The 12528-nt window shown below is 38.0% G+C and carries 9 protein-coding genes; all 9 read right to left on the reverse strand.

The genetic code is table 11. From position 1 onward, the window contains the following. Window positions 1–70 precede the first annotated feature (70 nt). The 9 genes from RE409_RS14280 to RE409_RS14320 all read right to left on the reverse strand — a co-directional run bounded on the left by RE409_RS14280 (window position 71) and on the right by RE409_RS14320 (window position 12189). Entirely contained in the window at window positions 71–1387 is a 1317-nt protein-coding gene (locus RE409_RS14280; protein WP_201253552.1) for a MarR family transcriptional regulator, read from the reverse strand. A 607-nt stretch (window positions 1388–1994) separates the two neighbouring features. Continuing rightward, entirely contained in the window at window positions 1995–3221 is a 1227-nt protein-coding gene (locus RE409_RS14285) for a M20 family metallopeptidase (RefSeq protein WP_201224445.1), read from the reverse strand. Between the two features lie 163 nt (window positions 3222–3384). Then, window positions 3385–4854: a M81 family metallopeptidase gene (locus RE409_RS14290; RefSeq protein ID WP_201224443.1), complete on the reverse strand. Its 1470-nt coding sequence runs from the start codon at window positions 4852–4854 to the stop codon at window positions 3385–3387. 71 nt (window positions 4855–4925) lie between these two features. Then, window positions 4926–6554 (reverse strand): amidohydrolase, encoded by a 1629-nt coding sequence (locus tag RE409_RS14295; RefSeq protein ID WP_201253553.1) that lies wholly within the window; start codon window positions 6552–6554, stop codon window positions 4926–4928. Between the two features lie 91 nt (window positions 6555–6645). Beyond that, on the reverse strand, window positions 6646–7665 hold the full coding sequence (locus tag RE409_RS14300) for an ABC transporter ATP-binding protein (RefSeq protein WP_397444112.1): 1020 nt from the start codon (window positions 7663–7665) through the stop codon (window positions 6646–6648). Beyond that, window positions 7610–8629: an ABC transporter ATP-binding protein gene (locus RE409_RS14305; protein ID WP_201224439.1), complete on the reverse strand. Its 1020-nt coding sequence runs from the start codon at window positions 8627–8629 to the stop codon at window positions 7610–7612. Before RE409_RS14305 ends, RE409_RS14300 begins: the two co-directional genes overlap by 56 nt. 33 nt (window positions 8630–8662) lie before the next feature. Continuing rightward, window positions 8663–9568, reverse strand: a complete 906-nt coding sequence (locus tag RE409_RS14310) for an ABC transporter permease (protein WP_201224438.1) — start codon at window positions 9566–9568, stop codon at window positions 8663–8665. 27 nt (window positions 9569–9595) lie between these two features. Beyond that, on the reverse strand, window positions 9596–10546 hold the full coding sequence (locus RE409_RS14315; protein WP_309557708.1) for an ABC transporter permease: 951 nt from the start codon (window positions 10544–10546) through the stop codon (window positions 9596–9598). Window positions 10547–10617: 71 nt separating this feature from the next. Further along, a complete protein-coding gene (locus tag RE409_RS14320) occupies window positions 10618–12189 on the reverse strand; it encodes an ABC transporter substrate-binding protein (protein ID WP_201224437.1) in 1572 nt (523 codons plus the stop codon). Between the last annotated feature and the right edge of the window lie 339 nt (window positions 12190–12528).

Here is a 12528-nt window from a genome sequence, read left to right on the forward strand (position 1 = left end):
CATACTGTCGCTATATGTCGTTAATAAAAATAATATATACTAATCCCCTTTTTCTGTAAAGTCTGAATTTTTAAATTCCAGTTAGGTTCTTGAATTTTTCTGTAGCTAAATATAAATTTCGAGGTCTTCCTTGATCGTAAGGATGTTCCTCACCTCCTTTTAAAAGACAGCCTCCTTCAATGAGCCTTTTAATGAATCTTTCTGCCGATCGTCGGGTGCAATTCATGTATTCTTCTAGCTCTGCTGCAGAAAAAGCTCGAAAATTGTTTATGGAAATAAACTGATGAATTAACTTTATATTTTTTGCACTCATTTTAAGTTCACTAGCTAGTTTTTGAATAGTTTCATCCTCGTTTTTCAATTCCACAAGGTGATTTTCTTCAAATAAAGGTCCTTGTAATTTTTGATCTTCATCCACCAAGCATGCAATCGTTTTACTCTTTAGAAATTTATTAGTAAAAAATAACGCCTGGGCTGAATGTTTTTCCGCCTCCTGAATTGTATACCCATACCCAATACCTATTTGGAATAAAGTTTGAAATTCTCTTTCCATTTGTCCGATAATATCATTATAAAAATCGTTTTCGAACGCCTGCAATGCTCCACGTGTTGTATAAATCAAATATGGATTTAAGTATTCAAGAGAAACACGAGCTTGTAGCCTTTTACTCAACTTCTGTAAAAAATTTAAAAATGAATCACTCCCATTAAGATTTTGTTGATAATCTTGAATAGAAATAACAGCAATCTGAGATTCTTCCGTTTTCTTTAGTTTCAACAAGGATATAGCTCTTGTTAGGCTTTCAATTAAGGTATGTTTGGGCTGGACCATATATCTAGAAGGAATGGATAGCCTTTGAAGCTCCTGATAAACTGCATGAATACTCGTTAGTGCAAAAAGGGTTTTTCCTTCCCTATATTGTTTGCTGTGAAAGTGGACAAATTCAGCTATATTTAGTGCCTGGGTTTCTTCATCCCTCTTATATATCCAAGGGTAATCCTTAACATAAAGGGACTTTTCTACGATTTCTGATTCTTCCAGCACCTTCATTAACCGGCTTTGATCCGGTAAATCGATAGAAATTTCATTCAAAGTCACTTGTTCCCGATGAGAAATCGAAAATAACGAGAGCGCTACAGTCAATTCATCAAAAGGGACATATATAGCTTCAATGAAATTTCTTTTAACTTGCTTGTACCCATAATAAAAAGGGATTGAACCTGAAAACAATACTAAATCAGTTTGTTTACCAGCTTCTTCTATTAACAGACTACTTTCTTCCGGCATTTCGTACTGAAAGGAAATAAATTGTACTTCAGGAAATAAGGGATAATGGACAGATAAGGATTCCAAAAAATACTTTGAGCCTATAACACCAATTTTCATTATGTTGTTTCACCTCTAAAATGAAATATAAATATATTATAACGGTAGAATCGTATCAGTAACTATTTTAAATTAATTAATATACCAAAGTCCTGCACGCTCCCGAGGGTAAGTCCCAATCGCCATCAAGTTAAGAAAATGGTTGTTTCACAAATGTTATCAGGCACGCTTTTTTCACGCTGTGATATTTTACCACTAACTACAGAGATATTAAAGAAGCTAAATAACCTCTCAAGTAGTGAATCCATTTAGCTGGAAAAGGGGTACGGAAGAGATTCGAGAAAGTGGTGCCACATTGGAAAAGTTCGTTTTTGGCTTCCTTGTATTCATCCATATTTTCACTTCACACTTTCTTTTTAGCAGGGTAAGCCAAACTCTATTCCTCTAAAGTCTTGAGCTCTGGACCATGTTTGAATTTTGCGTTATCGACACCGATAATAAGTGTTTAGCTCCTGTTACTAAACTAATACTTTAAATATTTACCCAGTGTAAAAAGCCTTTACTCTTGAAGAGTAAAGGCTTTTTACGAATTTGCTCTATTAATCGCATAAATCTGCTATAAGACTTATCCAATTTCAAGGGAGTACAGTAATTTAATATCCTTTCACTAAAATGATTCTCCATTTAAAAAAATAAGGGCGGCAGTCCGATAGATTTCTGTTGTCTCCGCAAGTTCTTCAACATCTACATATTCATTTATTTGGTGTGGTACTTCCCTTTCCCCCGCTCCAATCGTGACAATTGGAATACCAGCCATATGCAGGAATGTCCCATCTGTTGCTCCTGGGACTCCGTTATACACCGCTTCTTTTCCCGTAACGATTTGAGCAGCTTTTGCAACAGCCGTGACTACTGGGTTATCACGGTCGGTAATGGTCCATGGACGTTCCTCAATCACTTCCATTTCTGCTTTAAAATCAGGATCATCTTTAGCAAGTTTATCTATTATGTTTTGCAATTGAGATTTTATAACCTTATGCTCTTGGCCAGGTATAGTTCGAATATCCAATGTGGTCATGCATTGATCTGGAACAACATTAATTTGTGCTTCCCCGTGAACAGGTCCCATTAAGATTGTCGGTGTTATGGAGGGCCAGCCCAACAGATCGTGCTTTCCAAGACGTTCTTTCTCAAGAGTTTCTAACTTATCAATTTCACAGATTATTTTAGCCATACGTGTATTCGGATTGATCCCGCTTAAAGGCATAGCTCCATGAGCCATTTTTCCGTAAACATTAATGGCAATCCGCATAGCCCCCTTTTGTGTAATGCAGACTTCATTTTCTTCAGGTTCACAAATGATAGCTCCTGCCACATCTTTTGCCCATCCCTGTTTGATAAAATGTTTAATACCAATCATCATTCCCTCTTCATCACAAGGAATGCATAAAATAATTTTCCCTGACCAGTATTCCTTATCTCTTAATAAGGAATGAACAGCAGTAATCATACAAGACAGATTTCCTTTTGTATCATTTGTCCCTCTGCCATACATTCTTCCATTTACAATTTCCGCTCCAAATGGATCGTACTTCCACGCTTCACGTTCTCCTTCCGTTACTACATCTGTATGACCTTCGAAAAGTAACGTTTTTCCGGGTCTGCCGGAATCAACAATGCCTATAACATTAGGACGGCCTGGCTCTACTTCTTCAATAAATACCTCAATCCCTATATCCCTTAGATAGTTTGCTACATAGTTCGCAACTTTTTCTTCGTTTCCCCCTTCAACTCCGGGGCGATAAACACTTTCGATTTTGACAAGGGACTGGGTAAGTCGGATTACATCCTCTTTATCTCTTATTCTCCTAGCCTGCATTTGATGTACACTCATTCGTAAATACTCCCTTTCTATTAGAAGTTTTTTTAAAATTAGTGGTGGTTCACCTTCAATAGAGAAACGTTGGTATCATCGTTATATCCAAAAAAGACACTGTTAAAGAGTCCTTCGATTGCCTTCCCTTTTTTATTTAATGTTGGGTACACGAGACTCATAATTAATTGCAATCTAACGGATAGATCGGTCTAATAATTCTTTGATAATTAAAGCTAGCTACTTTACTCGTACTTAATCCTGGTGAATCTACAGAGATAATCTTTTTAGCAAGGTGCTTAAAACCAGCACGGAAATGCTGTGCTGATTTTAATGCGACAATCCTAAATTCAGTAACATCAATTCCATGTAACAAAAAGATTTGTTCGTCTAACGTCTGCCAATTTACTGAACAAACTATAATATCTACATTCCCAACCTGTAACCGAACTGACTTTCCTAGATTAAATTCAAATCCTTTCATCATAGGTGATGAAGTGGTAAATCTACCATCGGTCAGTGCTTTTATATAAGCAGAAGTTAGAGCAATTGGTTCTCCATGTAGGGAATCAGTTTTCCCACCAATGGACACATCTATTTTTCCACCAACCCCTACCTGGTGAGCTAGGTTTGCTACTTCTGGATCATAAATAAACCCAAAGCATGATTTGGGAATATTAAACTCTAACATTTCCCTCAATAAATAAGTACCGTCCCCTGGAGCGCCAGCCCCGGGGTTATCAGAAGATTCATTAATGATAATTGGACATTCTCCAATAGATAACGCTTGGAGCATCCCATTTTTAGGATCAGGAAGTTCCCGTAAAAACTTTGCTCTCATAGCCCATATATCCTTGGCCACTTCCTTGCAGACAGTTTGCGCTATTTCATCATTTCCATCTGTTATCGTTATGACAGTTGCCGATACATCTGGAATGTCTGTATATGGGAATCCATGAAAAAAGGTACAATCAATCACTTCTGTTTGTTCTTCCATGTCCAGACATAATTGAGTAATATCTTTTGCAGGAGACATATCCGTCGTACCAGCGGCTATTGGTATTAAAATTGGCAATTTTTTCATTACCATTACAGGGTTGATTTCTCCCTGAAGTATTTTCACTGTTAAATCCATAGCCTTTAAACCTGTTTCATAACAATCAATATGCGGATAATACTTAACACCTAATAGCAAATTTGCCTCATTTACCATTGTTTCAGAAAGATTTCCATGTAAATCCAAAGTGACGACTATGGGAATTTCATAGCCTAGTATCTTTCTTAACTCTTTTAGTAATTCACCTTCTAAATCATCAATTCCATCCACAACCCCAGCACCATGTAAAGCGAGGCAAATAGCATCTAGTTTTCCTTTACCTTGTATATTTGTTAACAGCTCCTTTTTTAATGTTTCAAAACATTCTCTAGTTATCGTACCAGCTGGATTGGCAAATGCAGAAAAACTTGGAATAAGGTCAACTCCTAATTCCCTTCCTTTATCAATCATTCCACCAATATAATCCTTTACACCATCGTGAGATCGTAACACCTCCTCGTTTCTTGCCCAAAGAATCTTCTTGAATGAATCTTCAGTTGTTTTTACAGCGGAAAACGTATTAGTTTCATGCATAATATGACCTATACCTATTCTCAATTCCTTTCATCCTTCCTATTTAAGGAACATATACTTCATCTATCTCTATTTAAATTGATATCTTGATTTAATTAGGATTTGGATAATATATCATTGCTTTCTTTTTGGAATACCACTTTACCGCCTATTATTGTATAATTCACTTGCATATCTTTAATTTGATCAGTAGGTACATCGAGAATTGCACCGTTTAATACAACCAAATCTGCTAACTTTCCTATTTCTATGCTACCTTTTATATTCTCTTCAAAACTCGCATATGCTCCATTCCATGTAAACAGCTTGATTGCCTCTAATACGCCTATTCGCTGGTTACCTCCTACATCCTGCCCTGTTGAACTTTTCCTATTTACAGCTCCATGAATTCCTATAAGCGGATTAAACGAGGTGACCGGACTGTCGGAACCTCCGGCAGCTATTATCCCCTTATCAATGAAATCACGAACTGGATACATATGATTGACTCGGTCTCCGTAGCTTTTAATGTAGCCATCACCGTATTCAAGGAAGAAAGCAGGATTCGGAATAGGAATAACCTCTAATTGCCTCATCCGTTCAACTAAATCAGGCATTGTAATTCCTGCATGTTCAATCCGATGGCGGTGATTCTTTCTAGGATGTTTTTTCAATGCCTCTTCAATACAATTAAGCATCATTTCAATAGCCCGGTCTCCTTGAGCATGAGCTGTGATCTGAAACCCTTTTTCATGAGCCTCCCCGAGAATACGGTTAAGTTCCTCCTGGCTAAAGTACAGGATACCAGAATGTTCCGAATTATCAGTGTAAGGTTCCCTCATTGCAGCAGTTGGCCCGCTACTACTCCCATCAGTAAAAACCTTAGCTGGACCAATTTTAAATTTCTCATCTCCCAGACCTGTTGAAATTCCTGCTTTTATCATCTTGTCAACAAATTCTTCTGACTTATTGATTGTTGAGACAATTGCATAAGTCCTAACCTGAACCTGTCCGTTACGAACTGCCTCTTGCATCACCCTAAAGTTTTCCGGGCTAGAGACACCTGCATCGTGAATACTGGTAATGCCAGAAGCGATAAAATCATTAGAAGCCATCATCAAACCTTGTAGAAGCTCTTCATGTGTATAATCAGCCAATTCGTAATAAGGCATTTGTGCGTTTTCTATTAAAACTCCTGTAGGAACTCCTACTTCATCGCGGACCACTATTCCACCTTCGGGATCTGGGGTATGTCCATCAATCCCTGCTATCTCTAACCCCTTGCTATTTACCACGGAAATGTGACCACAGGCGCGCCTAAGAATGATCGGGTGATTGCTAGAAATAAGATCCAATTCTTTTCTAGAAGGATATCTATTTTCTAATAATTTGGTTTCATTGAATCCCCATACACGCACCCAGTTTCCAATTGGTGTTTCATTCACTTTTTTTTCAATTTCTTTTAAAACGTCATGTAGAGATTCGATTGTGGGCTCCTTACAGCTTACTCCTAATTTATTTGTACCAAATAAAGTAATATGAAGGTGAGAGTCAATAAAGCCTGGCACTAAACTTCTACCTGCTAAATCCACTACCTCCGTTTGAGGACCAATTAATCGTTTCACTTCTTCATTCGTTCCCACCGCAACAATTAGGTTATCAGTAACAGCAACAGCTTCATTTACGTCGTATTCCTTGTTTGATGTAATTACTTGACCATTAACTAACACTAAATCTGCAAACATCAATTCACCTCGTTATCGGTTTAGATTCTTCTTTTTAAAAAAGAAAAGTTAGTTTGGGAGAATAGTAGTGAACCAGAATAATGTAAATATATTATTCATATAAATGACAAGCTACAAAGTGATTGGCCCCCTTTTTTGTAAGTGCAGGCGATAGAACCTTGCAACGATCCATTACATGAGGACATCTCGTATGAAAAATGCATCCCGATGGCGGATTAAGTGGAGACGGTACATCCCCTTTTAAAATAATCCGTTCCTTTTTTAATTTAGGATCGGGAATTGGAACCGCGGATAATAATGCTTGAGTATACGGATGCAAGGGATGAGAAAATAGTTCATCTGTTGAAGCGCGTTCTACCATATGTCCCAAATACATAACTCCAATGTTATCAGCTATATGTCGGACTACACTTAAATCATGGGCAATAAAGAGGTAAGAAAGATTTAAGTTATCTTGCAATTCCTGCAACAAGTTTATGACCTGAGATTGAATGGATACATCGAGAGCGGACACTGGTTCATCACAAATTACAATTTTAGGGTTTACTGCTAAAGCTCTAGCAATTCCAATTCTCTGTCTTTGCCCACCTGAAAATTCATGGGGATAACGGTAATATTGGTCTTCTCTAAGTCCGACTTTATGAAGTAAGTCCAAGGTTCTTTCCATACGTTCTTTCTTTGACCCTATTTTATGTATCTTCATAGGCTCTTCAATTGCATGTCCTATCGTTTGCTTAGGGTCTAAAGAAGAATGAGGATCTTGAAACACCATTTGTATTTCTTGCCTAATTTGCTCAATTTCCTTCCCCTTTAACTTAAATAGGTCGCTTTCCTTATATATGGCTTGACCCTCTGTAGGTTCCGTTAAACGCATGATGGTTCTTCCTGTTGTGCTTTTCCCACAACCCGATTCACCTACAAGCCCAAGCGTTTCTCGTTCATTTAAGGTAAACTCTACATTATTTACCGCTTTAACATGCCCTTTCACTCGGCCAAGAGGAGAATAAATTGGAAAATACTTACTCAAATTCTTAACCTGTAAAATCGGAGCTCTTTCATCTGACAGCGTCTGCAATACCTTTTCGCCTCCCCTCTTGTAATACAGTTTCATAATGCCAACAGCGCACTTTATGTCCGTCTTCAATCTCTTTTAATTCTGGTGGTTTTTCTTCACACTGGCTTGTAGAATACGAACACCTTGGAGCAAAGCGACACCCTTGGGGAATATTATTAAGAGACGGGACCATCCCTTCAATCACATGCATATGTTTAGAACGATCCCCATCCAAACGTGGAACGGATTTTAACAATCCTTTGGTGTAGGGATGTAAGGGTTCCGAAAATAAAGATCCTACTTCAGCTTCTTCGATTATTTGACCTAAATACATAACCACCACACGTGTACAGACCTCAGCAACTACTCCTAAGTCGTGTGTTATCAACATGACTCCCATGTTTAGTTCCTTCTTCAAACCTTGAATCAAGTCCAATATTTGGGCTTGAATAGTAACGTCTAATGCGGTCGTGGGCTCATCTGCGATTAGTAGATTAGGGTTACACGCCAATGCCATCGCTATCATTACCCTCTGTCTCATTCCTCCTGATAGCTCATGAGGATACTCATTCACCCTTTTTTCTGGAGAAGGAATCCCTGTTAATTTAAGCATTTCTATAGCTTGGGTATAAGCTTCTTCTTTTCCTAGCTTTTGATGAATGATGAAAGATTCTGCAATTTGATAGCCAATTGTATATACAGGATTAAGAGAAGTCATCGGATCTTGAAATATCATAGATATTTCGTTCCCACGAATGTGTCTCATTTGATCTTCGCTCAAGGATAGCAAGTTACTGCCCTTATAGATCAGCTCTCCTTCATATTTAGTCGTGTTTTCATTTAACAATCGTAAAATTGATTCAGAGGTTACACTTTTTCCGCATCCCGACTCTCCAACAATCCCAAGGGTCTCTCCTGAATATATCTCGAATGAAACCCCATTAACCGCGGTAACAGGTCCCTTTTCTGTCATGAACGTCGTTTTCAGGTTTTTAACCTCTAATAAACATTCTTTACCCATAAACGTCCTCCTCATTAATACCGTGTAATCAAATTATTTCTTTACTTTATTGGTATGCGGATCGAGCAAGTCTCGAAGTCCATCACCGAATAAATTCAAACCCAATACGGATAGAATAATGAATGCACCTGGGAAAACTGTCATCCACCAGGCATTATAAATTACGATTTTACCATCAAATAAAATGTTTCCTAGACTTGGTGCTGGCGCAGGAATACCAGCTCCCAAAAAGCTGAGCGATGCTTCAATTATGACAGAAACCCCAAATACGTAGGTGATTTGAACAATCAGAGGAGACATAGTGTTTGGAGCAATATGAAGCCAGATAATTCGCCATGAACTGGCACCTTGTGATCTCAAAGCTTCTATAAAGGTTTGTTCTTTGACTACAATGGCGGCCGAACGAACGACACGTGCGACAGTAGGTGTATTTACAATAGATAACGAAAGAATGACATTAACTATATTCGGCCCTAATGCTGCCATGAGCGCAATGGCCAATAGAATTGCTGGAAATGCCATTAAGCCATCACATATCCTCATCAGGATATGATCCAAGGTCCTATAATAAGCTGAGTACAAACCAATTACTGCTCCAATTACCAGTGTTATCACAGCTACCGTAAGTCCAACGGTCATGGATACCCGAGTGCCATAAACTACCCGGCTAAATATATCCCTGCCAAAGTTATCTGTTCCAAAAAAATGTTCAGCACTTGGTGGGCTCAGACGAGCTGTTACTATCATGTCATAAGGTGTATATACTGTGATCAAAGGTGCAAAAATAGAGATTAAACTGAGAACTAAGATAATCACACTTCCAGTAACTACAAGCCGATTTGAAAAATACCTGCGCAGAAGGATAGATTGACGTTCTTTCTTCATATGATTTTTTGAATACAATGGGTCTGTTTTTTGTATTATTGTTTTTGCTTCCATAAATCATTTCCCCTTCTATTCATTTCTCTATTTCCGGCTTAACCGTACCCTTGGATCAACCACACCGTACAGTAAATCTACTATTAAATTAATGAATACATAAGCGGCGGATACCAGCAGAACTGTTCCTTGGAGAACCTCGTAATCTCGCTGCACTATTGAGTTCATGATAAGTTGACCGAGTCCCGGAATATTAAAAACCGTTTCTGTAATTACTGCTCCCGCTACCAATGTCCCAAAGGTTTGTCCAACGACAGTCAGAATAGGGATAAAAGCATTTCTCAATGCATGTTTATAAATGATTAATTTTTCTTTTACACCTTTTGATTTTGCGGTTTTAATGTAGTTCATGCTTAGTACCTCTAACATTGAGGCCCTTGTCATCCGCGCAATCAAAGCCGCTTGTATGGCCCCAAGAGACAAGGCAGGCAATATTAGATATTCAAGGTGAGCCAATAGACCATCATCAAGTGGTTTATATCCAGCTACCGGAAACCATTGGAGTTTCACTGCGAAAAATAAAGATAATAATAATGCAAGGAGAAAGCTTGGCAAGGAAATTCCCAACAAAGAACCCACCATGAACATTTGGTCTGTGCTTGTTCCCCGTTTTTTGGCAGCAATAATTCCCATAGGAATAGCTATAAGTATAGAAATCCCCTGTGCCAATATCGCTAATGAAAGAGTCGGACCTAAGTGATCCATAAATACCTGTAATACTGGTTCCTTCATATAAATAGACATTCCCAAGTCGCCTTGAAGAATACCAAAGACCCAATTAAAAAATTGCTCATACATAGGTAGATTTAAACCGAGTTCTTCTCGTAATCTTTCAATGTCATCTTCAGTTGCATCTGCCCCAAGCATTACTGATGCTGGATCTCCTGGTATTAAATGCATAATGAAAAAGACTACAATAGCTACAGTTAATAGAACCGGAATGAGAGATAAGACTCGCTGTAGAATATAGGCTTTCATTAAAAATCTCCTTTCTACAATTAACCCCTTCACAATGTAAAACGTATGAAGGGGTATCTGAGCAATTGATTTTATTCTTTAACGGTCGTATTCCATAAAACAGGTCCAAGGAATTCTTGATATCCTTTGACTTTTTCCGCTTTTACGGATATGGAATCATAAGCACCAATATTAACAACAGGCATATCTTCCCAAATCACTTTTTGCAATTCATTAAAGGTTTCTTTAGCTTTATCCTGGGAAGATTGAGCTTTAATTTGATCCAATAGTTTGTCTATTTCAGGGTTATTCGTCCAGCCTGCAAACTTTGCTCTAGAATCCAAGAATGGATATTGGAGCGGGGTTGCGCTAACAGGCCAGCTAGTAAAAAACATTTCCCATTGATCAGGCTTATTTCGGCGATCTAATAGAGTAGACCAATCCACCACGTCTAGCTTTACGTTCATACCAATTTTCTTAAGTTGTTGCTGAACTGCGACGGCGGAATTATAATGTTGTGAATAGTCACGGCTTGTCAGGATTCTTAATTCTTCCCCATTATACCCAGCTTCCTTAAGCAATTGTTTGGCCTTTTCAGTATCTTTAGCTTCATAAATTTCTTTCCCTGTATCCGTGTACCATAAGCCTTGCTCTTTTAACATAAATCCAGGGTCCAGTCTAAAATAACCATCAGTAACAGCAGCTGTTAAGACCTCTTTTTTATCAATTGCTAAATTCACCGCTTGGCGAGCTTTAACATTTTTTAGGAATCCATTTTGTTTATTAAAAATTAGAGTGTGAATTCCCAAAGGCGCTTGAATGGTTTCGAGACTTGGTACATTTTTAAATTGTGGTGCTGCATCCCATGGCATCATTACGCTCAAGTCATATTCTCCACTAATCATCCCTGCTACTCGAGTCGAGTTATCAGTGACGAAGTGAAAATATATGTCATCTACAAGAGCTTCCTTTTTACCAGCTAAACCGTCTGCAGGTTGAGATGAAGCCTTATAATCATCAAATTTCTTTAAATGAACGTATTGATTTTGTTTCCACTCTACAAACTTAAATGGACCTGTTCCGATATATTCTGTGATTCCACTTGTACCACCCGATTCTATCACCTCTTTTGGCATGATGGCTGCGAATTGCCCCACTTCTGCCAGTACTGGTAATAGAACGATAGATGGTGTTTCGACATGTAGGATAACCGTATATTCATCTTTAGCTTCCCACTTAGAATTTCCTAGGTTTGCCTTTGCAACGGCCCCTTCTTGCCATTTTTTCATGGAAGCAATGACATCCTCAGCTTTCATTTCTTTCCCATTATGAAATTTGACGCCTTTTCTTAATACAAATGTAACTTTTTTTCTATCTTTACTAACCTCATAGGATTCAGCAAGCATTGGAGTTACTTCAAATTTAGAATTTAAAGTGACTAATGTCTCAAATATATGCCTTGCTGGGTCGCGTGTTGCATTTGCTGTCGTCAGGTGTGGATCCAGTGATGTCGGCTGTGCTGGATAAGCCACTTTTAGTGAACCTCCCTTAGATGCTGACGAAGTATCATTGTTTGAATTATCTGACTTCGAACTGCATCCACCAAGGGCAAGAGCACAAATCAACATGACTATCGAAATGAAAAGATTTTTCTTTACAAACATTTTCTTTCCCCCTTTTTTTCATTCTGTTTTTTATATGGACAGGTTTCTTACTAATGTAGTGGAGGGTTTGTTCCTTCTGGAAGAGGAGTTCTGTAATTACCTTTGGCTTCTAATTCTTTCTCAAATTCTTCTTTTACAACTTTCACTAGTTTCTCATTTTTCATTAAATCAATGACGTTTACCCTAATATTTTCGAAGTTGCATATTTTGTAGTCAAAAAAGATTTGGTAAATAAATTACTTATTTAGTTCTAATATCAATGACCTTACTCCTACTTATATGAAATTAGGGAATCTCTCTACAGACTCCCTCTACAGACTCCCTATTATTAATCCGTAT

This window comes from Peribacillus sp. R9-11 (genome assembly GCF_031345095.1).
In the GTDB taxonomy this organism is placed as follows: Bacteria; Bacillota; Bacilli; order Bacillales; family DSM-1321; genus Peribacillus; species Peribacillus butanolivorans.